At 69.3% G+C, this 19,402-nt stretch carries 20 protein-coding genes; 9 read left to right on the top strand and 11 right to left on the bottom strand.

What is annotated here, in order from left to right; all coding sequences use genetic code 11:
* Positions 1-90: 90 nt before the first annotated feature.
* The 6 genes from QM732_RS26090 to QM732_RS26065 form a co-directional block, all read right to left on the bottom strand.
* Entirely contained in the window at positions 91-1,014 is a 924-nt protein-coding gene (locus QM732_RS26090) for a S66 peptidase family protein (RefSeq protein ID WP_415658995.1), read from the bottom strand.
* A complete protein-coding gene (locus QM732_RS26085) occupies positions 993-2,078 on the bottom strand; it encodes a serine hydrolase (protein ID WP_415658994.1) in 1,086 nt (361 codons plus the stop codon). Before QM732_RS26085 ends, QM732_RS26090 begins: the two co-directional genes overlap by 22 nt.
* Positions 2,075-3,316, bottom strand: coding sequence for a D-amino acid dehydrogenase (locus tag QM732_RS26080; protein WP_415658993.1), 1,242 nt, complete (start codon positions 3,314-3,316; stop codon positions 2,075-2,077). Before QM732_RS26080 ends, QM732_RS26085 begins: the two co-directional genes overlap by 4 nt.
* Positions 3,317-3,438: 122 nt before the next feature.
* Positions 3,439-4,305, bottom strand: coding sequence for a hypothetical protein (locus tag QM732_RS26075; protein WP_415658992.1), 867 nt, complete (start codon positions 4,303-4,305; stop codon positions 3,439-3,441).
* Positions 4,306-4,319: 14 nt separating this feature from the next.
* Positions 4,320-5,516 carry an aromatic amino acid transaminase gene (locus QM732_RS26070; RefSeq protein WP_415658991.1) on the bottom strand — a complete coding sequence of 399 codons (1,197 nt, stop codon included), beginning with the start codon at positions 5,514-5,516 and terminating at the stop codon, positions 4,320-4,322.
* A gap of 27 nt (positions 5,517-5,543) precedes the next feature.
* Entirely contained in the window at positions 5,544-6,665 is a 1,122-nt protein-coding gene (locus QM732_RS26065; RefSeq protein ID WP_415658990.1) for a DUF2332 domain-containing protein, read from the bottom strand.
* A 56-nt stretch (positions 6,666-6,721) separates the two neighbouring features.
* On the opposite strand from QM732_RS26065, the gene QM732_RS26060 reads away from it, so the two are divergent.
* Complete coding sequence (locus QM732_RS26060) at positions 6,722-7,372, top strand: Crp/Fnr family transcriptional regulator (protein WP_415658989.1); 651 nt, start codon at positions 6,722-6,724, stop codon at positions 7,370-7,372.
* Positions 7,373-7,375: 3 nt separating this feature from the next.
* On the opposite strand, the gene QM732_RS26055 is transcribed toward QM732_RS26060, so the two are convergent.
* Positions 7,376-7,867, bottom strand: a complete 492-nt coding sequence (locus QM732_RS26055; protein ID WP_415658988.1) for a glutathione peroxidase — start codon at positions 7,865-7,867, stop codon at positions 7,376-7,378.
* A 165-nt stretch (positions 7,868-8,032) separates the two neighbouring features.
* On the opposite strand from QM732_RS26055, the gene QM732_RS26050 reads away from it, so the two are divergent.
* Positions 8,033-8,995 (top strand): hypothetical protein, encoded by a 963-nt coding sequence (locus QM732_RS26050; RefSeq protein ID WP_415658987.1) that lies wholly within the window; start codon positions 8,033-8,035, stop codon positions 8,993-8,995.
* 105 nt (positions 8,996-9,100) lie between these two features.
* On the opposite strand, the gene lplT is transcribed toward QM732_RS26050, so the two are convergent.
* Positions 9,101-10,390, bottom strand: coding sequence for a lysophospholipid transporter LplT (gene lplT, locus QM732_RS26045; protein WP_415658986.1), 1,290 nt, complete (start codon positions 10,388-10,390; stop codon positions 9,101-9,103).
* A gap of 118 nt (positions 10,391-10,508) precedes the next feature.
* On the opposite strand from lplT, the gene alr reads away from it, so the two are divergent.
* From alr to arfB, 3 genes are read left to right on the top strand one after another with little or no spacing between them, the layout of a single operon-like run.
* Positions 10,509-11,621, top strand: coding sequence for an alanine racemase (gene alr, locus QM732_RS26040; RefSeq protein ID WP_415658985.1), 1,113 nt, complete (start codon positions 10,509-10,511; stop codon positions 11,619-11,621).
* Positions 11,622-11,661: 40 nt separating this feature from the next.
* Positions 11,662-11,922 carry a GlsB/YeaQ/YmgE family stress response membrane protein gene (locus QM732_RS26035; protein WP_415658984.1) on the top strand — a complete coding sequence of 87 codons (261 nt, stop codon included), beginning with the start codon at positions 11,662-11,664 and terminating at the stop codon, positions 11,920-11,922.
* Between the two features lie 2 nt (positions 11,923-11,924).
* Positions 11,925-12,329 carry an alternative ribosome rescue aminoacyl-tRNA hydrolase ArfB gene (gene arfB, locus QM732_RS26030; RefSeq protein WP_415658983.1) on the top strand — a complete coding sequence of 135 codons (405 nt, stop codon included), beginning with the start codon at positions 11,925-11,927 and terminating at the stop codon, positions 12,327-12,329.
* A gap of 1 nt (position 12,330) precedes the next feature.
* Here arfB and QM732_RS26025 read toward each other — a convergent pair whose 3' ends face one another.
* Positions 12,331-13,656: a TolB family protein gene (locus tag QM732_RS26025; protein WP_415658982.1), complete on the bottom strand. Its 1,326-nt coding sequence runs from the start codon at positions 13,654-13,656 to the stop codon at positions 12,331-12,333.
* Positions 13,657-13,981: 325 nt separating this feature from the next.
* Between QM732_RS26025 and QM732_RS26020 the strand changes: the two genes are divergently transcribed.
* The gene (locus QM732_RS26020) at positions 13,982-14,638 is read left to right on the top strand and encodes a class I SAM-dependent methyltransferase (RefSeq protein WP_415658981.1); all 657 of its coding nucleotides are present in this window, start codon (positions 13,982-13,984) and stop codon (positions 14,636-14,638) included.
* Here QM732_RS26020 and QM732_RS26015 read toward each other — a convergent pair.
* Both QM732_RS26015 and QM732_RS26010 read right to left on the bottom strand, forming a co-directional pair.
* Entirely contained in the window at positions 14,635-15,504 is an 870-nt protein-coding gene (locus QM732_RS26015) for a DMT family transporter (protein ID WP_415658980.1), read from the bottom strand. The two genes, QM732_RS26020 and QM732_RS26015, sit on opposite strands and share 4 nt — an antisense overlap.
* Positions 15,505-15,580: 76 nt before the next feature.
* Positions 15,581-16,210 carry a LysE family transporter gene (locus QM732_RS26010; protein ID WP_415658979.1) on the bottom strand — a complete coding sequence of 210 codons (630 nt, stop codon included), beginning with the start codon at positions 16,208-16,210 and terminating at the stop codon, positions 15,581-15,583.
* Between the two features lie 124 nt (positions 16,211-16,334).
* On the opposite strand from QM732_RS26010, the gene QM732_RS26005 reads away from it, so the two are divergent.
* The 3 genes from QM732_RS26005 to QM732_RS25995 all read left to right on the top strand — a co-directional run bounded on the left by QM732_RS26005 (position 16,335) and on the right by QM732_RS25995 (position 19,381).
* On the top strand, positions 16,335-17,510 hold the full coding sequence (locus QM732_RS26005) for an MFS transporter (RefSeq protein ID WP_415658978.1): 1,176 nt from the start codon (positions 16,335-16,337) through the stop codon (positions 17,508-17,510).
* A complete protein-coding gene (gene radA / locus QM732_RS26000) occupies positions 17,510-18,874 on the top strand; it encodes a DNA repair protein RadA (protein WP_415658977.1) in 1,365 nt (454 codons plus the stop codon). The genes QM732_RS26005 and radA overlap by 1 nt, the downstream gene beginning before the upstream one ends.
* 75 nt (positions 18,875-18,949) lie before the next feature.
* Positions 18,950-19,381 carry a hypothetical protein gene (locus tag QM732_RS25995; protein ID WP_415658976.1) on the top strand — a complete coding sequence of 144 codons (432 nt, stop codon included), beginning with the start codon at positions 18,950-18,952 and terminating at the stop codon, positions 19,379-19,381.
* Positions 19,382-19,402: the final 21 nt, after the last annotated feature.

Below are 19,402 nucleotides of genomic sequence, written 5' to 3'. Positions count from 1 at the left end.
GGGCCGGCCGCCGGGCGGGGCTTTTGAGGGCAAGAAAACCGCGGCGGGACCACCGTCGGCACAGGGCTTTCGCAAGCCCTGGCACCAGGCTCAGTCCAACGTCAGGGTGCCGGCCGCGACGTCCATCACGGCCGGCACGCCCAGCGGCAGCGGTCGATTGGGCTGGCCATGCCCCGACGGCCAGCCGGCCAGCACCGGGCAGCGCAGTGTGGGCAGGTGATCGGCCAGCACGGCATCGGCGCTCTGCGCGCCCGTGAAGCTACCAACCAGAAGGCCGGCAATGCGGCCCAGCACACCTGAAAGGCGCAGCTGGCTCAGCAGGCGGTCAACGCGGTGAGGCTCCTCGCTGACGTCCTCGATGAACAGCAGTGCGCCCTCGACATCCGGCATGAAGGGCGTGCCCAGAAGCGCGCAGAACATCGCCAGGTTGCCGCCAATCAACCGGCCTCGCACCGGCCCGGTGCGACCAGCGTTGCTGAGGGCGTGCGGCGCCGCCTGTCCAACGACGTCGCCAGCCCGCCACCCACTGGCCAGGCACCGGAACAGTGCTTCCGTGTCAGGCTCGGAGCCAGGCAGGCCCCAGTCGCTGGCCGGCATGGGCGCATGCAGGGACGGGATGCCGGCGCGGTCGCGCAGTGCATGCAGCACGGTCAGGTCGCTGTAGCCGATCAGCAGCTTGCGGCTGGCCGCGAGCAGGCCGAGGTCGATTCCGTCGAGCAGCCGGATGCAGCCCGAACCGCCGCGAAGCGCCAACACGGCATCGAAGCGCGGATCGGCAAAGGCGGTGTGGATGTCGGCCAACCGAACGGCGTCCGGCGCGGCGAGGAAGTCCAGCGGCCCGTGCCCCTGTTGACCGCCGAAACAGCTGGGCAGCAGCGTGGGCACATAGCCGCGCTCGCGCAGCCAGCCTTCGACCGGATCGCGCCGCCCCGGCCCGGGCGGGCCGGCCGGCGCGATGACGGCGATTGCCGCGCCTGGGCGCAGCGGCGGGATCAGGAGTTCGCCTTCAACCATGCGTGCACCGCACCGCCCAGGGAAGGCAGCTTCCAGGTCGTCGAGGCCTCGGGGTGGGGTGCATAGCGTTGCCCCAAGCTGGTCGTCACGGCGATGAGGTAATGCAGCCCGCCATCGTGCACGATACCGGCGTCGCTGCCGTAGTTCTGGGTGCCGCCGGTCTTGTGCGCAAAGCGCGCGGGAATGCCGCAGACCCAGCCGGGCAGCGCTCGCAGCGATTCGCTGCTGAGCACCTGGTGCAACTTCTGCGCGTCCAGCGCGCCACGGATGACGGCACGGCTGGCCGCGCTGACGATGGGCGGCACGAGCGGAGCATCGGCATCCAGCCGCCACATCAGCCGCACCGCGTCCCAGGCCGTCATCTGGATCTGGCCCACGCCCGAGCCGGCCGCGTTGCCCCAGCCGCCATCGGGCCGGGTGTTGGCGATCATCAGGCCTGGCATGCCGTGGGCAGCGAACAGAGCCTGCATCTCGTTGTGCACCTCGCGGCCGCCTTCTCGGCGTATGCCCCCGCGCGCATGCAGATGGGCTACCAGGGCCGACGTGGCCTCATTGCTGCTGACCGTGATCATGTCGAACAGCCAGTCGCCCACGGGCCGCGTCTTGCCTTCGTAGGCCAGCGGCAACGCCCAGTCGCTGCGGCCACTGTCCACCAGCAGCCCCACGCCGACGGCGACCATGGTCTTCAGCAGTGAGGCCGGATACGGCGCGACGAACCGAGGCCCGCGGCCGAACCAGACGGGAAAATCGATGCGCGACCAGTCCGCCCCCGGCAGCCAGGCATAGGAGTCGCCCGCGGCATCGCGCACGTCAGCATGGAAGCCGACATTGGCGACGGCGCCGGAGGCGTCGTCGAAACGCGCGACCAGGCCCTGCGGGTGTTCGCGCGAGAACAGCACGTTGGCGCAGACCGGCTCGCCGCTGCGCGGGAATACGGCGACGGCGAGGTCGATGCTGGGATGCAAGCCCAGCGATGCGCCGTCCTGCAGGCTGTCGGCCGTCGTCTCGAAGTGTTGCGCCAGCACCGCGGCGCGCAGCGCTCGGGCGAGGTCGTCGGTGTTCACAGCGTCAAGCCGTCAAGCGGCAGCGGACTGGTGTTGCCCGACACGAGTTCGGCAACGATGTTGGCAGTGCCGAAGGAGAAGGTGAAGCCCAGGGCGCCATGGCCCACATTGAGCCACAGCCCGGGCTGGCCGCTGGCGCCGAGAATGGGGGCGCCGCTGGGGGTGGCGGGGCGCAGGCCGGCCCAGGGTGTCGCGCGGTCGTAATCGGCCGCATTGGGGAAGGTCGCGCGCACCGACCGCTGCAGCGAGGCCAGGCGTCCGCCATCCAGGCTGAGGTCGTCGCCAACCAGATCCACCATGGCCGCCACTCGCAGCTCCTGGCCGATGCGGGCGTAGAGGATCTTCTTCTCGAAGTCGGTCACGCTGACCTCGGGCGGGCGGTGGGCATCCTCGATGGGCGCGGTCAGGCTGTAGCCCTTCAGCGGATAGATGGGCAGCTCGACACCCGCGGTCGCAGCGAGCGTGCGGCTGTGCAGGCCGGCCGCGAGGATGGTCGCATCGGCCGGGACGTCGCCCTCGGTCGTGCGCACGCCACGCACGCCCCCCTGGCCGTCACGCAGGAAACCGTTGACCGCGGCGCCCAGACGGCCGCGGAAGCCCTCGTGCTGATGCAATCGTGCATGCAGTTCCGCACAGAAGGCATGGCAGTCGGCCACAGCCTCGCCGGGGGTGAAGATGCCGCCGGCCAGCGTCGCCTCGGTATCCGCCAGCGCCGGCTCCAGGGCCACGCATTCATCATGCGACAGGGCTTGCTCGACGCCGCTGCCATTGACGCGCGCGGCGACGCGGGCGAACTCGGCCGGCTTGCGGTAGACGACCAGCTTGCCGGGCGCGCGCAACGCAATGGCGTCGAGCTGGGCTTCGGCCTGCAGCCGCGCGAACGAAGTCTGGCTGTAGGCGCCCAGCGCCAGCAGGCGCTCGGTGGCGCGACGGTTGACCGGGCCGCGGCAGTTGCGCAGGAAGGCCATCAGCCAGGACCACTGCGCCCAGCTCGCCTCGGGCTTGAAACGCAGCGGGCCGTCGGGGTCCAGCAGCCAGCGCACCGCCTTGAGCGGCACTCCAGCGTCAGCCAATGGCGACACATAACGGTAGCTTAGCTGGCCACCGTTGGCGCGGCTGGCGCCCTGGGCCACCTCGGCCTCGCGCTCGACCAGCGTTACGCCGTGGCCCCTCTCCAGCAGTGCCCAAGCCGTGGTCAGGCCCACGACGCCACCGCCAATCACCACGCAATGCTTCATCCTGCCGCTACGAGCCTTATACAGCGGCGCAGGGTAAGAGAGGGGGCCGCCCTCAGCCAATGAAAGCCAGCGAGCCATCCATAACCGGCGGGCATCCTCCGCCGGCCGGCGGACACCGTTGGTCAGAGCCCTGGCGTGGGCTGGCTGCGGCGGCGGAAGAAGCCGTCGATGAGGTCGCGGTACTGGCGGCGGGTATCGGCCGGCAGCTCCGCCATCAGGCCTTCGCGCAGCATGGCCGCGCCCTCGGGCGTGCCGAGCACGGCGTCGATGCGCCGGATGGCGGCCTGGCCCCAGGGCGTGCGCGGGCAAGCCACGCCGCTGATGACGGGCTCCACGGCGCCGCGGATGGGCAGCATGGTCAGCTCCGCCACCTCGGGTTGACCCTGAGCCTGGGCTGCCAGCACGTTGGGGAATTCGAGGGCGTAGTCGGCCCGGCCCTGCAACAGCATGGGCAACAGGTTGCTGCCGAAGTCACCTGCCGTGACACGGCGCAGCGCCGCCTGCGCCACGGGCTGCTGGAGCTGCGCGTCCAGCGTCGGGCCGTAGCTGCGCCCCTGCACGACGACGCCCTGCAGGCGGCTGTCGGCCAGCAGCGCGACCAGATCCACCCGCCCCGCGGCGTCCACCGGCAGGGCGGCAGCCCGATCGCGCCGCGTGATCAACTGCAGCGGCGGCATCAGCCAGGTGTTGCTGAAGTAGGCCAGTTCCTCGCGTTGCGCCGAACGCACGGCAGCGGCATGGCAGACCCGGTCGCCGCGCTCGATCAGCATCCAGCTGCGCTTGGCGTTGGCGATGACGCGCTCATGGGTGATGCCGGGCAGGCGCGCGCTGACCCAGTCGATGAGGCGGTCCGACGGCCGCACACCGCGAGGGCCGCGCGTGGCCACCGTGTCGCCGGCCAGCCAGGTGATGTGCTCCACCACCGGCTGCGCGGCCAGCGGACCGGTGCACAGCAGGGCGGCCGCGATGGCCAGTGCCTGGCGCAGCATGGCGGCTGGGGCGGTCAGCCGCCCAGGACCGCTGCGAATGCCTGGGCCGTGGCCTCGACGTTGCGCGTGTTGAGCCCTGCCACGCACATGCGACCGGAGCGCAGGATGTACACGCCGAACTCGGTCTTCAGACGCTCCGCTTGATCGGGCGTCAGGCCGGTATAGCTGAACATGCCACGCTGGGTCAGGAAGTAGGAGAAGTCGCGGCCTGGCAGCTTCGTGGTCAGTACCTCGTGCAGCTGGCGGCGCATGGCCTGGATGCGCTCGCGCATCTCGGCCACCTCGGCCTCCCACATCGCGCGCAGCCGGGGATCGGTCAGCACCTTGGCGACGATCTGGCCGCCGTGCATGGGCGGGTTGGAGTAGTTGCGGCGGATCATGAATTTCAGCTGGCCCAGCACGTGGGCGGCCTGGGTCGCATCCGGGCAGACCACGCTCAAGGCCCCGCAGCGCTCGCCGTACAGGCTCATGCTCTTGGAGAAGCTGTTGGCGATCAGGAAGGGCAGTCCTTCGTCGGCCAGCAGACGCGGCGCGAAGGCGTCTTCGTCGATGCCGTCACCGTAGCCCTGGTAGGCCAGGTCAAGGAAGGGCAGCAGCTCACGCTCGCGAATAACGGGCACCAGCGCGCGCCACTGATCCTGGCTCAGGTCGACACCCGTGGGGTTGTGACAGCAAGCGTGCAGCAGCACGATGCTGCGCGAAGGCAGGGCCTTGAATCGGGCCAGCAACTCGTCGAAGCGTAGCCCTCCGGTGGCCGGGTCGTAGTAGGGATAGGTCTCGCAGACATGGCCCGAGCCCTCGAAGACAGCGCGGTGGTTGTCCCAGGTAGGTTCGGAAAGGTAGACCTTGCTGTCGGGGAAGTAGCGCTTCAGCAGGTCGGCGCCGACCTTGAGGCCGCCACTGGAGCCTACGCCCTGGATGGTGGCGATTCGGCCGGCCTTGATCGCCGGGTGCTCAGGCCCGAACAGCAGCGCCTGCACGGCGCTGCGGAAATTGGCGGCGCCCTCCATCGGCAGATAGGGCCGCGCCCCCGCGGCCTCGACAACGGCCAGCTCGGCCGCGCGCACCGACGGCAACATGGGGATGCGGCCGTCATCGTCGAAGTAGATGCCGATGGACAAGTTGATCTTGCCGGCGCGGGGGTCTTTCTGAAAGGCCTCGTTGAGGCTCAGGATGGGATCGCCGGCGTAGGCGTCGACATGCTCGAACATGAATGGGCTCCGATGGGATGCGCCTGATTATCCCGGGCCTGCTGCAGCGCACCAAGCCACCCAGCGTCCATGCGGATGCGACCATCCCAGAACCCGCTCGACCAAACCGTCGGCGCCCGCCCGGCGCAGCGTCCAAAGCGTGGCCGACGCCACGACCTCGCCCGCAGGCAGATCCGGCAGCGGCGGCGCGATGCCATCGCAGGCGCTCAGCGCCGGCAGTTCCCCGCAGATCCAGGCCAGGCCGTGGCTGCGGCACAGACCGTCGACCGTCGCCCGCAGGCGCACGAGCTCGGCGCCGGACAGGTAGTAAAGCACCCAACTCGTCAGCAACACCGGCTGCACGCCTTCAGGCAGAGCGCGCAGCCAGGGTTCTATGGCGGCGACGCAGTCGTCCGCCCGCGTCACCTTGTGCGGCAACGACCGGAGCTGGGCGGCCGCACGCGCCAGGCGCTCACGGCGCGCGGCGTCATGCGGCCACAGGCAGGCCTGAAGCCAGCGCAGGCGCTCGGGGTCTGCAAGGTCGACAGGCGCCGGGTCCAGGCCGTCGCGAGACACGACCCGCCAGTTGCCAGCCGGCGGCGGCGCGTCGCCCAGCCACAGCGATTCGATCTCTGCCCGCCGGCCGTCGGGGGCGGGGCCGCGCTCGTACCGGGCGCCGTGCGCGTCGCTGTAGCGAAGCGCGTAGTGGTCCACGCCGAGGTTGAGGCCGGCACTGCAACCAAAGTCCAGCAGGGCCAGGTCGCGCACGCCTGTGGCCTGCGCCACGTCGCCCAGGGCCGGCCAGAGGGCCGCACCGCGTGCGACCTCGTTGGTCTGCGTCGCCCCATGGCGCATTTGCCACACCAGTACCGGCCATTCACGCTCCAGGCAGGCTGACAGCGCCGGCGCGAGCAGGGCGTCCGGCTCACGGCCGCCGCCGGTGCTGCGGTAGTAGACCGCCAGCTCGGGCGCAGCGCCCGCCAGCACGCGCTCGTGCAGGGCCGCTAGCAGCAGGTTGACCTTGCGCTGCTCGGGCGGCGCCTCGGCCAGCAGGGTGAGCGCCCTGGTGTCCGTGGCGGCAATGCCGCACAGCGCGGCGTAAAGGGGCTCGTGCGCGCATTCCTCGCGCCCGAAGCGGCGAAGCAGTTCCGACGGTTCGATGTGTGGCATGCAGCCAGCATAGGCAGGCAGGCCCCAGCCTTGTGTCGGCCAGCCGACAATACGCCATGCTCGAGACCCCTGCCCTGCAACGTGTGCTCGACGCTCATTTCCCCAATGTCGCGATGCCGGCCGACATCGCCGCCACCATTGCGCGCCGCCGGCTGCACGACGGACGCAGTCTGTTCGTGCAGGGCCAGCGCACGCAGGCGTTCTACGCGGTCGTGGCCGGCGAGATCGAGACCCGATTCACCGGCGCTGACGGCACGGTGTCCGTCATCGAGAACGTGGGGCCGCCACGGCTGTTCGGACTGGCGGCATTCGCGGCCGGGCAGCCGGCGGAGTACGAGGCGGTGGCGCGCGGCGCCTGCGAGGTGCTGGTGTTCGGGCGCGAGGCCTACATGCGCCTGATGGACGAGGTGCCCGGCTTCGCCCGAGCCCTGCTGGCCGAGTTCGCACGCCGCTACGACGGCACGCTGCGCCTGCTGCAGGCGGCCCGCCACCAGGGGGCCGCGGAACGCTTCGCCCTGGCCCTGGCGCAGCTGGTACGCGAGCGCGGCAGGCGCGATGACGCAGGCTGGATCGAGGTGACTGCTACGCAAGCCGAACTGGCCCGGCTGGCCCACCTGTCGCGGCAGACGGTCAACGAACTGCTGCAGGCTGCCCGAGCCGAAGGCCGCCTGCGCCTGGGCCGCGGGAGGTTATGGATACGCTGCTGAGGATCAGGCCGCCTTCAGCGCCGCCTCGATGTCGCCGCGCAGTTTCTCGGGCGCGTCGTTGGGCGCATAGCGCTTGATCACCTGGCCGTCACGGCCGATGAGGAACTTGGTGAAGTTCCACTTGATGGCCTCGGTGCCCAGGAAACCAGGCTTCTCGCTCTTCAGGAACTTCCAAAGCGGGTGGGCGTCCGAGCCGTTGACCTTGATCTTCTCCATCATCGGGAAGCTGACGCCGTAATTGAGCTCGCAGAAGCTGGCGATCTGGTCGTTGCTACCGGGGTCCTGTCCGCCGAATTCGTTGCTCGGAAAGCCGATGACCACCAGCCCTTGGGGGCCATAGTCCTCCCAAAGTTGCTCCAGGCCCTTGAACTGGGGCGTGAAGCCGCATTCGCTGGCCGTGTTGACGATGAGCAGCACCTTGCCGCGCTGCGAGGCCAGATCGGCCGGCTCACCGCGGATAGACACAGCCCGGAAGTCGAAAATGCTCTCGCTCATGCAAGTCCTCCCTAGAAGACGGCCACTATGCTAACCCCGGGGCGCCCCGAGGGTTTGTAGCATGGCGCCCGGCGCGCGGCTGGCCTTCCAATCGCGCGAACTTGCGAAGCGCGAGCCACTCGGGGGGCGCGTCGCCCGGTCAGCAACTTCGGATACCCCACGTTCATGGATCACCTGGCTTGCTTCACCCCGGCCGACCTGGCCGGCCGTTCCCCACCCGATCTCGGCACCTTCCGCTGGAAGCTGCTGGCCCAGGGGGACTCGTGGTTCTCGAACGCGCGCGCCAAGCTCAACGCACACGCCAACCTGCTGCAGGAGCTGGTCTTCAAGGCCGGCACGGCGGCCGTCAACTGCGCCGGCACGGTCAATGCGCTCTCGCACATGGTGGATCTGGAGTCCGCCCCCGATTTCGTGCGCCTGCTGTCCGGGCCCGACGCGGTGGCCTGGGACGGGGTGCTGCTGTCCGTCGGTGGCAACGACCTGATTGCCGCCGCGCGCACGCCGGCACAGGACTGGAACGGCGAACCCATCCCGCTGGAGCTGCGCCTGCTGCGCCGCCAGACCGAATGGGGCCCGCCGTCGGCCGGCGTGGCGCGCTACTTTTCCGAGCCCGGCTGGGCCACCTACAGCGCCTATCTGCGCGCCAACGTCAAGCATCTGCTCAGCCTGCGCGACCAGGGGCCGTCGGCTGGCAAACCGGTCTTCATGCACTGCTATGCCGTGCCCATGCCGCGCCCAGCCGGCGCCGAAGGTGGCGACGACCTGGGTGCCAGCGGCCCCTGGCTCTACCCGGCCCTGAAGGCCTACGGCGTACCAAGTGCCGACTGGGCCGCAGTCAGCCGGCTGATGGTCTTCCACCTCGCCCAACTGCTCAAGGACATGGCCGCCGACAAGGAAGTCTTCCCCGGACTCTTCGTCTTCGACTCGACGACCGTGCCGCTGGCACTGGCGGCCCCCGGCTCCACCGGCATCAGCGGTGACTGGCACAACGAGATCCACCTCAACCACAGCGGCTGCTTCAAGATCGCGCGCGCCTGGAGCGAGCACATCGAGATGGTGCTGGAAGGCCGCCACCTCATCCCGGCGCCCACCGGCCGCAAGGGCCGCGGCTCAGGCAACCAGAACTGAATCGACAGGCCGGGCGCCGCCCGGCTGCTCCTCGAACGATTCCCGCGGGACTGGCTTCGCCAGACCGCAGGCAGCGCCCGTTGAGAGGCACGAAGCGCAGAGGGGCTATCGGTCCTGGGGCAGGTGGTCCGTCCGGGCCAGGTCGAGCAGGTGCTCGACCTCTTCGCGGTGCTCGACGAGGTTGCGCTGGTGCCAGCGCCGGATCCACCACATCGTGCCGGCGACGACGATGCCAAAGATCGTGATCGCGCCGAAGGCCGACAGGCCGAAGCGTGTCATGGCCGTGTAGAAGGCACCCAGTCCCAGGATGCAGGCCTGCTCGTTGAAGTTCTGCACCGCGATGCTGCGCCCGGCCCCCATCAGGTTGTGGCCGCGGTGCTGCAGCAGCGCGTTCATGGGCACGACCAGATAGCCGCCGATGCCGCCCAGCAGGATCAGGAAAGGGGCCGCCACCCAGACGTTATGGATGAGGTTCATGAAGATGACCAGCAGACCCATCGCGATGCCTAGCGGGATGACCGACGTGGCGCGGTCCAGGCGGCAGTACAGCGACGCGACGACCGCGCCCACAGCGGTACCGATGGCAACGACGCCGACCAGCGAGGACGCCTGCGTCGTGCCATAGCCCAGCGCTGCGGCGGCCCAGGCCAGCACGATGTAGCGCAGGTTGCCACTGACGCCCCAGAACAGCGTGGTCGTCGCCAGCGAGATCTGGCCCAGCTTGTCCTGCCATAGCTTGCTGTTGCAGGCGGAGAAGTCCCGCACAAGGCCAAAGACGCTGTGCGCAAACGGCTGCAGCGGCGCGGAGGTACGCGGGATGCGCAGGTTGAACAGCGCCGCCAGCACGTACAGACCGATGAGGCTGGCGATGGCGGCCTCGGAGGGCGTGTCGATGCCTGTATCGACCAGCGGCAGGTCGAACGCCAGCAGCATGTGGGAAATGCGCTCGCCGACCAACTGGCCGCCGAGCAGCACGCCGAGGATGATGGAAACGATGGTCAGGCCCTCGATCCATCCGTTGGCCTTGACGAGCTGCGAGGGCGGCAGCAGCTCGGTCAGGATGCCGTACTTTGCCGGCGAGTAGGCTGCAGCTCCCAGGCCGACGATGGCGTAGGCCGCCAGCGGGTGTGCGCCGAACAGCATCATCAGGCAGCCCGCCACCTTGATGCCGTTGGCGTAGAACATCACCTTGCCTTTGGGCACCGCGTCCGCGAAAGCCCCGACGAAGGGTGCAAGCACGACGTAGAACAGCGCGAACATCGGCACCAGCGCAGCGCGCTGCCATTCCGGAGAGCCGGAGGAGCGCAGCAGTTCGACAGCGGCGACGAACAGCGCGTTATCAGCCAGCGAGCTGAAGAACTGCGCCGACATGATGGTGTAGAAGCCGCGTTTCATCGGGCGGGCGCAATCCTGAACTGTCTCTGCTTGTAGGCCGATAAACGGGTGCGGCGCGGGTTTATAGCATGCGTACCCTTCTGGACGCCGTGCATCCGGGCGCGCGCAAAATGACGTCATGCCCCGTCCCATCGAAGCCCTGATCCATACCGAAGCCCTGGCCCACAACCTGGGCCGAGCCCGTGCGCAAGCGCCCAATGCCCGCGTCTGGGCCGTCGTCAAGGCCAATGCCTACGGCCATGGCATCGAGCGAGCCTTCGAGGGCCTGCGCGCCGCCGATGGCTTCGCGCTGCTGGACCTGGCCGAGGCCGAGCGGCTGCGCGCGCTGGACTGGCGCGGCCCAATCCTGCTGCTGGAAGGCGTGTTCGAGCCGCGCGACCTGGAGTTGTGCTCGCGCCTCAAGCTCTGGCACGCCGTGCATTGCGCGGAGCAGATCGACTGGCTGGCGATGCACAAGACGCACGAACCGCATCGCGTATTCCTGAAGCTCAACTCGGGCATGAACCGCCTGGGCTTCACGCCGGCCGCCTTTCGCGCCGCCTACGTCCGGCTGGAGGCCCTGCCCCAGGTCGACGAGATCGGTCTGATGACTCATTTCTCAGACGCCGACAGCCTGCGGCAAGGCGTGGACGGCATCGCCCACCAGCTCGCTGCATTCGAAGCCGCGACAGAGGGCCTGGCCGGCGAGCGCAGCATCGCCAATAGCGCGGCGACGCTGCGCCACCCCGGCCGCACGGCCCAGGACTGGGTACGCGCAGGCATCATGAGCTATGGCGGCGTGCCGGACTTTCCCGAGCACGATGCTGCCCACTGGGGCCTTCGGCCGGCCATGACGCTGCGCTCCAAGATCATTGGCGTGCAACAGATGCAGCCGGGCGAGACGGTTGGCTACGGGAGCGCCTACACCGCCGAGCAGCCAACCCGCGTGGGCATCGTCGCCTGCGGCTATGCCGACGGCTATCCGCGCCATGCGCCCACCGGCACGCCGGTACTGGTGAATGGGGCAAGGACGCGCACCCTGGGCCGGGTGTCGATGGACATGCTGGCAGTGGACCTGAGCGCGCTGCCGGCCAGCGGCTTCGGCAGCGAGGTCACGCTGTGGGGCGAAGGCCCTGACATCGACGGCAAGGGTTCGCGCCTGCCCATCGACGAGGTAGCCCAGGCCGCGGGCACCATAGGCTACGAACTGATGTGCGCCGTCGCGCCGCGTGTGCCGGTCCGCAACGCTTAAGTCTTCCCCCCCAACCCAGCCATTGAAGGAGAAACCCGCCATGCTGCAACTGCTCGGTACCCTCGTCGTCGGCCTCATCGTCGGGGCGCTGGCCCGCTTCGTGATGCCCGGCGAGCAGAAGATGGGCTGGATCCTGACCTGTGTGCTGGGCGTGGCCGGCAGCTTCCTGGCCAGTCTGGTGGGCCAGCAACTGGGCTGGTATCTGCCCGGCGAGGGCGCGGGATGGATTGCCTCGGTGCTGGGCGCCGTCGTGCTGCTCTTCGTCGTCGGCAAGCTGCGCGGGCCCGGCGGCTCCGCCTGAACATGGCGCAGCGCTGGCACCCGCTGGACGCCGAGTTGGACTTCAGCGCCATCCGCGCCAGCGGCCCAGGCGGACAGAATGTCAACAAGGTGTCCAACGCAGTCCACCTGCGTTTCGACATCCGCGCGTCCAGCCTGCCCGAAGCCATCAAGGCACGGCTGCTTGCCTGGCCGGATCAGCGCATCACTGCCGAGGGCGTCATCGTCATCAAGGCCCAGGACTCGCGCAGCCTGGAGCGCAACCGCGCCGACGCGATCGCGAGGCTGGTCGAGCTGGTGCATGCCGCCGCCCATGTGCCCAAGGCGCGGCGTGCCACCAAGCCGACCTACGGCTCGCAGCAGCGTCGGCTGCAGGGCAAGTCCCTGCGCTCGGGCGTCAAGGCGGGGCGGGGCCGCGTGCTGGACTGAGTCACCCCAGGCAGGCACTCTCGAGCGGCAGCGGCAGCCTCAGGCCCGGGCCCTCTAGCGCGTAGTGAAGGCTGAGCAACTGCCAGCCATGCGGCCCTAACTGCCACTGCATGCTGTTCACCCCCGTGTAGGCGGGTGCCCGCTGGTCCGGATCGCGCCGGGTCTGGACCACGCTGTAGACCTGCGCGTGACCACCGAAGCGCTTCTGCCGGCGTTCGATCTCGCATTCGTACAGCCCCTGCCCGGAAGCCTGGGCCATGTCGGCCAGGAACTGCCCGGCCGAGGCACTCCGAACCTGCAGGCTGCTGGCCTGGAGCGACTGGCCGAACACCCGGGCCTCGGCGTGGAGCAGACGCGTCAGGGTCCGGACGTCCGACGCCTGGCCCGGCGCATGCCCGATGGCGCGCCACAGGGCGCTCACGGCCCCGTCCAGCGCCGTCTGGCTGTGCGTCGTGGCCGCCGGCCCGAGCTGCTCCAGCAACGCCGGCCATGAGACCCGGTAGACATGCGACAGCCCCTGGGCATCCCCACGCGTGGAGGCGAAGTACAACCAGCGGCCGTCGGCGCTGATGGAAGGCGTGAACTCGAACCCCGGCCCGTTGACTGGCGCCGGAAGGCGCAGGGCCGGGCCGTAGCTCTCCCCCACCCGCTCGGCCAGGTAGATGTCGCCCTCGCCGCCCTCCGCGCCGGCACGGTCGCTCCACCAAAGCACGTAATGGCCGTCCGGGCTGAGGGTGAAGTCGCTGTTCTGGCCCCCGTCGTTGACGGGCGCGGGCAGGGGCTGCGGTGTGGCATCACCCCCCTGCACCCGGTAGATGGACACTGCGCCGGGTCCGCCGGGCCGGCTCGATGCCAGATAGACGGTGTCGCCGTAGCGCTCCGGGCCGAGTTCGTAGCTCGGGCTCTGCCAGGCCTCGGGCAGGCGCTGCGGCGCACTCCAGCGGCCGTCGTGCCAGCGCGACTCGTACAGGTCCGGATCGGCATGCTCGCGTCCAGCCGGCCCTGGCCGGTTTGAAACAAAGGTGAGCACCCGTCCGTGCACATCCGCGCTCAGATGTGGATCGGAGTCACGCCAGCGCGGGTCGCTGAAAGGCAGGGCCTGCGCGGGCTGCCATTGGCCATCCACCCGACGCTGGACATGGATGCGGGCCTGCCTGAAATCCGCCGCCGACAGGGCGAACACCCGCAGGTCAGCCAGTTCCTGCAGGTTGTAGGCCTGCTCGCCTGGCGCTTCGCCCAAGTCCATCCGCTCCACCGCCAAACCCGCCGCCTCGGCCATAGGCCCACAGCTCAGCAAACCAGCCATCAACAGTGACGTCCCGCCCATGCCGTTCTCCTTGCGGAGCATGCTAGGACGCCGGCGCGCTCCCTGCGATGGCGATGCGACGGGCGCCGCCCCCAAGGCGACGAAGCACGCGCCGGCGGTAGCCGACCCGGCGCCGCTGCGCTCACGAGCCCGTTCGCATCCCGGGACAAGCGATTACGCGCTGGTCACATGCATGCGGTGCAATGCCGCGTCATGCAAAGCCATCCCGGACTTCACCAATGCGTCGATTGCAGGGAGCGTGCAGACTCGCCCGCTGCTCACAGCGCGGTGAGCGCGGATTGACGTCATGCCAGCTTTTCAGACCCTGTTCACTACCCTCTGCCTGATGCTGTTCGCCCGGAGCAAGGGCTATCCGACCCTGCAGCAGGCCGTGAAGCGAAGGCTGAACATCTGGGCCGACGAACGTGCCGGGCTCGATTTCCTGCGGGTCACCCAACCCCGCGAGCTTGGCTTCGACGAAACCATCGTCCACCGGGGCTCGCCGTCCGGCAACAAGTACCTGAGCGCCCTGCTGTCCGACCTGGGCGTCCTGCATGGCGACGCTGCACTGGACATAGGCTGCGCCAAGGGCAGCGCCATGCGCACCATGCTGGAGTTCCCCTTTGCACGCGTCGACGGCGTGGAGATTTCGGCACAACTGGCCAAGATCGCCAGCGCCAACTTCGAGCGCCTGGGCAAGCGCAATGCCCAGGTCTTCAACGCCAATGCCGTCGACTTCGAGGCCTACGGGCGCTACAACGTCTTCTACTTCTACAACCCGTTTCCGGATGAGGTCATGCGTCAAGTCATGGCGCAGCTGCAGCGCCAGCTCGACCCGGGCCGCGAAGCCCTGGTCATCTACAACACCCCCAATTGCCACCGCATCGTCGTCGATCACGGCTTCACGCCCATGCGCGACTATCCGGACCAGTGGGGCAACGGTATTCGGGTGTATTCCAATCGGCCCTTGGACAGCCGGCTGCTCGCCAGGACCCGGACCTAGGGCCGGCTCGCAACGAAGAGGCTGGCCAGGCACAGCACCATGCCGCAGACGGCCAGCGGCGTCGCCCGCCAGCCCTCGAACAGCGCCGAGATCACCAGCGCGATGACGGGGATCACGACGCCCGTCAGCGCGGCGCGCGCTGGCCCCTGGGCCTGTGCCAGTCTGAAGTACAACACGAAGGCGATCACCGAACCGGCTACGGCCAGGTAGAGCAGGCTCAGCACATAGGGCGCGCGCCAGTCGAAATGCAGGCCCTCGCCACTGGCGAGCGACAGGGTGACGAGGAAGACGGCGCCGTAGCCCATGCTCCACGCCAGGACCGGCACGAGCGGCAGGCCCCAGCGGGTCAACGTCAACGTCAGCACGTTGCCTACACACGCGGCCGCCACGGCAGCCAGGCCCAGCCCCAGGCCCAGGGCGGCCCCCGGCCTGGCGCCGGTGGCGGCGATTTCAGGCCAGAAGATCATCACCACGCCCAGCACACCGCCACTGGCAGCGGCCAGGAAGCGCCGGGTGGCCGGCTGGCCGAAGAAGAGCCGCCCCGACAGCGCATTGCCGTAGACCATCAGGCAGAACAACACCGCAACCAGCCCAGAAGGGATATGGCGCTCCGCCTGATAGACCGACAGGTAGTTGCCGCTGTACTGCACGATGCCGGTGGCCAGCATCCAGCCATGGGCCGACAGCGGCAGCCTCAGGGACGCCCGCTGCCAGCGCGCTAGCGCCGCCAGCAGCACGGCGGCCAGTGCAAACCGCCACGCGACGGAGTTGAACACCGGCACGCTGCTGTCCAGTTGGTACAGGATGACGTGCCAGGTGCTGGCCCAGATCAACGTCGGGCCCCAGAACAGCCAGCGGGAGGACATCAAGGTTGGCATGCGGGCAGGGCCGACCGCCACGGGCATGCCGCAGCAGCATGAAAGAATGGGGGCGATGCCTGCCTCAGGCGACGCGCTTGAAGGTCGCCAACAGCGCCCCGGCTGCGACGAACAGCGTGCCGAACACGCGGTTCAGCGCCTTGATGTGGCTTTCGCTCTTCAGCGCCGCCAGCACCCGCGCCGCCAGGGCCGTGTAGCCGGCCATGACGACCAGGTCTGTGAAGGCCAGCGTGCCGCCAATGACCAGGTACTGCGGCGCCAGCGGCGCATGCAGATCCAGGAACTGCGGCACGACGGCCAGCAGGAACACCGTACCCTTGGGGTTGACCGCGTTGATGCCCCAGCCGCGCAGCACCAGCTGGCGCCGCGTCACCTGCGCGGCGCCATCATCCGCCGCCACCATGGGCCTGGCCGGCGCACGCCACTGCTGCACGCCAAGGTAGATGAGGTAGGCCACGCCTGCCCACTTGACGAAGGCGAAGCCCAGCGATGAGGCGGCGATCAGCGCACCGAGCCCGGCACCGACGAGGACGACCTGGGTCAGGATGCCGATGACGAGGCCGAAGGTCATGAAATAGCCGCGCCTGAAGCCATGGCTCAGCCCGGCACTCATCGCCGCGACGGCGCCCGCGCCAGGAGACAGGCTGATCGCCCAGGACGCTGCGAAGAACGCCAACCACACCGAGAAATCCATGACCGGCCCTGCCTCGTAACGCGAGGGCCGGAGTTTCCCATGCGGCCGCCCAAATGGGCGCCAGGGCTCCCCGATTCGTCCGGGCGGCCCGGGCAGTCCGGCACGCCAGACCTAACATCTCCCGATGTTCAGGGCTCTTTCCTCACTGCCGCGCAGCGTCTGGCTGCTGGGCCTGATCAGCCTGGTCAACGACAGCGCCAGCGAGCTGGTCTACCCCCTGGTGCCGCTGTACCTGAGCGGCGTGCTGATGGCCGGCCCGCGCGTGCTGGGCCTCATCGAGGGCATCGCCGAAGCCCTGGCCAGCCTGCTCAAGCTGTGGGCCGGCGTCATGGTGGACCGCAGCGGACGCAGCAAGCCATGGGTAGTGGCCGGCTACGGCCTGGCCGGGCTGGCAAGGCCGCTGATCGCGCTCGTGGCCGGCTGGCCGCTGCTGCTGGTCCTGCGCCTGGCCGATCGCATCGCCAAGGCCGTGCGCGCCGCTCCTCGCGACGCGCTGCTCGCCGCCAGCATCACACCCGGCCAGCGCGGCCTGGCTTTCGGCGTCCATCGCGCGATGGACAACGCCGGCGCCGTCATCGGCCCCCTGCTGGCCTGGGCGCTGCTGAGTGCCGGCGTGCCGCTGGGCCAGGTCTTCGTCTGGGCCGTCATCCCCGGCCTGATCTGCCTGGGCCTGACGTTGGCCGTGCGCGACGCCCCGCCGCCGAATGCGCCACCGCCGCGCTTCAGCTGGGCTCTGAGCGGCCTGCCCCCGCAGCTGCGCCGCTACCTCGTCGTCGTCGCGCTGTTCACGCTGGGCAACTCCAGCAACATGTTCCTGTTGCTGAGGGCCAGGGAGCTGGGCGTGGAACAGGCCCAGGTGCCGCTGCTGTGGGCCGCGGTGTCGGGCGTGGCGGCCTTGTGCGCCGTGCCGCTTGGCGGCCTGTCCGACCGCATCGGCCGCGTGCGCCTGCTGGTGGCGGGCTACGCGGCCTACGCGGTCTTCTATGTCGGCATGGCTGCCTGGGCCGATCCGGGCTGGCGGCTTTATCTGCTGTTCGGCATCTACGGCGTCTTCATGGCCGCGACCGAGGGCGTCGAGCGTGCGCTGCTGGCCGACCTGACGCCACCCGAGCAACGCGGCACCGCTTTCGGCTGGCTGAACCTGACTACAGGCGCCCTGCTGCTGCCGGCCTCGTTGCTGTTTGGCTGGCTGTGGGAAGGCATCTCGGTGACGGTGGCGTTTGGCTTTTCTGCCGGCTGCGCACTTGCCGCCGCGCTGCTGCTGACAGCGTGGGTGCGTCCGGCCTCGACAATGCGCTGATGGCCACGAGCAAAAGCATCTACACCTGTACCGAGTGCGGCGGCACCAATGCCAAATGGCTGGGCAAATGTCCACACTGCGGTGCCTGGAACACGCTGACCGAGAGCGCCGCTGAACCCGCGAGCGGTGGCAAGAACCGCTACCAGGCCCTGGCGCGCAGCCAGCCTGTGGCGACGCTGTCCGATATCGAAGCCAGCGACTTCGAGCGTACGCCCACCGGCCAGGAGGAATTGGACCGTGTGCTGGGCGGAGGCATCGTCGCAGGGGGCGTCGTGCTGATCGGGGGCGACCCGGGCATCGGCAAATCCACGCTGCTGTTGCAGGCGGTGGAGTCGCTGTCGCAGACAGTCAAGGTCCTGTACGTGACCGGCGAGGAATCGGGCGCCCAGGTCGCAATGCGCTCGCGCCGGCTCGGCCTGGCCGGCGACAAGGTGCGCGTGCTGGCCGAGATCGGCCTGGAGAAGATCCTCGCCACCATCGAGACCGAAGCGCCGGACTTCTGTGTCATCGACTCCATCCAGACGCTGTACTCCGAGCAGCTCTCGTCCGCGCCCGGCTCGGTCGCGCAAGTGCGCGAATGCGCGGCGCAGCTGACGCGCACGGCAAAGGCGCGCGGCTGCGCGATGGTGCTGGTGGGGCACGTCACGAAGGAGGGAGCGCTGGCCGGACCGCGCGTGCTGGAGCACATCGTCGACACGGTGCTGTACTTCGAGGGCGACACGCACAGCAGTTTCCGCCTGGTGCGCGCCATCAAGAACCGCTTTGGCGCGGTCAACGAGATCGGCGTATTCGCGATGACGGAGAAGGGTCTCAAGGGCGTGGCCAACCCGAGCGCGATCTTCCTGTCCACGCATGCAGAGCCGGTGCCTGGCAGTTGCGTGCTCGTCACGCTGGAGGGCACTCGGCCCATGCTGGTCGAGCTGCAGGCGCTCGTGGACAGTGGCGGCGTGAGCCCCCGGCGACTGTCGGTCGGCCTGGACCGCGACCGCCTGGCCATGCTGCTGGCCGTGCTGCATCGCCACGCGGGCGTGGCGACAGGCGACCAGGACGTGTTCATCAACGCGGTGGGCGGCGTGCGCATCAGCGAGCCGGCGGCCGACCTGGCCGTGCTGCTGGCCATCCAGAGCAGCCTGCGCGGCAAGGCGCTGCCGCGCGGCTTCATTGCATTCGGCGAAGTGGGCCTGGCCGGCGAGGTGCGACCCGCGCCGCGCGGTCAGGAGCGGCTGAAGGAGGCGGCCAAGCTGGGCTTCAGCGTGGCCATCGTCCCCAAGGCAAACGCGCCCAAGAAGCCGATCGAGGGCCTGACACTCCACGCCGTCGAGCGAGTCGAGCAGGCCATAGACGTGCTGCGCGGCCTGGTCTGAGCCGGGGTCAGGTTTTCATGGTGCACGCTGGCGCCAACTCTGCTTAGGATGGCGCCTCGCACCGGAGGAACCTTCATGTCCGACCCCGCCGACCTCAGGCAGCATGCCCGCACCGACTTTCTCGCGGCCCAGCACGACGCCGAATCCCTGCCCGGCTGGGTGTTCAAGCCAGTGCAGTTCAGCCAGGGGCCAGCTGGCCTGGTGCTGAACATGAGCGACGGCGGCCTTCAGGTGCTGACCAGCGCCACCGAACCTCTGGCCGATTCGCGCTATGAGGTCGTGCTGCTGCTGGGCCGCTCCGACATGGACTGCAACGACGAGCAGGTGTCCTGGTTCAACGGCATCGTCGAGCGCAAGTGGTCGCGGCCCGTTCCGCGCATGGGCATCCTGCACGGACTGAGCTTCGCGGCGCGCAACTCCACCGCCGAACAGTTCCTGAGCAGCCACCAGGCGGCGCTGGAATCCGGCCAATGGGTGCGCTGCGTGCTGCTCAAGGTTCCCAGCTAGAGGTCGTGGCAGGATGCGCGC

The sequence above is a fragment of the Roseateles sp. genome, from assembly GCF_047654805.1.
GTDB lineage: Bacteria > Pseudomonadota > Gammaproteobacteria > Burkholderiales > Burkholderiaceae_C > Pelomonas.
The sequence above is the reverse complement of the archived record's forward strand: the minus strand, read 5'-3'. Positions and strand labels throughout refer to the sequence as shown.

Excerpts from the sequence above, each read along its gene's own strand:
- QM732_RS26090 (WP_415658995.1), bottom strand. The coding sequence starts at position 1,014 with ATGGTTGAAGGCGAACTCCTGATCCCGCCGCTGCGCCCAGGCGCGGCA.
- QM732_RS26080 (WP_415658993.1), bottom strand. The coding sequence starts at position 3,316 with ATGAAGCATTGCGTGGTGATTGGCGGTGGCGTCGTGGGCCTGACCACG.
- QM732_RS26075 (WP_415658992.1), bottom strand. The coding sequence starts at position 4,305 with ATGCTGCGCCAGGCACTGGCCATCGCGGCCGCCCTGCTGTGCACCGGT.
- QM732_RS26070 (WP_415658991.1), bottom strand. The coding sequence starts at position 5,516 with ATGTTCGAGCATGTCGACGCCTACGCCGGCGATCCCATCCTGAGCCTC.
- QM732_RS26065 (WP_415658990.1), bottom strand. The coding sequence starts at position 6,665 with ATGCCACACATCGAACCGTCGGAACTGCTTCGCCGCTTCGGGCGCGAG.
- QM732_RS26060 (WP_415658989.1), top strand. The coding sequence starts at position 6,722 with ATGCTCGAGACCCCTGCCCTGCAACGTGTGCTCGACGCTCATTTCCCC.
- QM732_RS26055 (WP_415658988.1), bottom strand. The coding sequence starts at position 7,867 with ATGAGCGAGAGCATTTTCGACTTCCGGGCTGTGTCTATCCGCGGTGAG.
- QM732_RS26050 (WP_415658987.1), top strand. The coding sequence starts at position 8,033 with ATGGATCACCTGGCTTGCTTCACCCCGGCCGACCTGGCCGGCCGTTCC.
- lplT (WP_415658986.1), bottom strand. The coding sequence starts at position 10,390 with ATGAAACGCGGCTTCTACACCATCATGTCGGCGCAGTTCTTCAGCTCG.
- alr (WP_415658985.1), top strand. The coding sequence starts at position 10,509 with ATGCCCCGTCCCATCGAAGCCCTGATCCATACCGAAGCCCTGGCCCAC.
- QM732_RS26035 (WP_415658984.1), top strand. The coding sequence starts at position 11,662 with ATGCTGCAACTGCTCGGTACCCTCGTCGTCGGCCTCATCGTCGGGGCG.
- arfB (WP_415658983.1), top strand. The coding sequence starts at position 11,925 with ATGGCGCAGCGCTGGCACCCGCTGGACGCCGAGTTGGACTTCAGCGCC.
- QM732_RS26025 (WP_415658982.1), bottom strand. The coding sequence starts at position 13,656 with ATGGGCGGGACGTCACTGTTGATGGCTGGTTTGCTGAGCTGTGGGCCT.
- QM732_RS26020 (WP_415658981.1), top strand. The coding sequence starts at position 13,982 with ATGCTGTTCGCCCGGAGCAAGGGCTATCCGACCCTGCAGCAGGCCGTG.
- QM732_RS26015 (WP_415658980.1), bottom strand. The coding sequence starts at position 15,504 with ATGTCCTCCCGCTGGCTGTTCTGGGGCCCGACGTTGATCTGGGCCAGC.
- QM732_RS26010 (WP_415658979.1), bottom strand. The coding sequence starts at position 16,210 with ATGGATTTCTCGGTGTGGTTGGCGTTCTTCGCAGCGTCCTGGGCGATC.
- QM732_RS26005 (WP_415658978.1), top strand. The coding sequence starts at position 16,335 with ATGTTCAGGGCTCTTTCCTCACTGCCGCGCAGCGTCTGGCTGCTGGGC.
- radA (WP_415658977.1), top strand. The coding sequence starts at position 17,510 with ATGGCCACGAGCAAAAGCATCTACACCTGTACCGAGTGCGGCGGCACC.
- QM732_RS25995 (WP_415658976.1), top strand. The coding sequence starts at position 18,950 with ATGTCCGACCCCGCCGACCTCAGGCAGCATGCCCGCACCGACTTTCTC.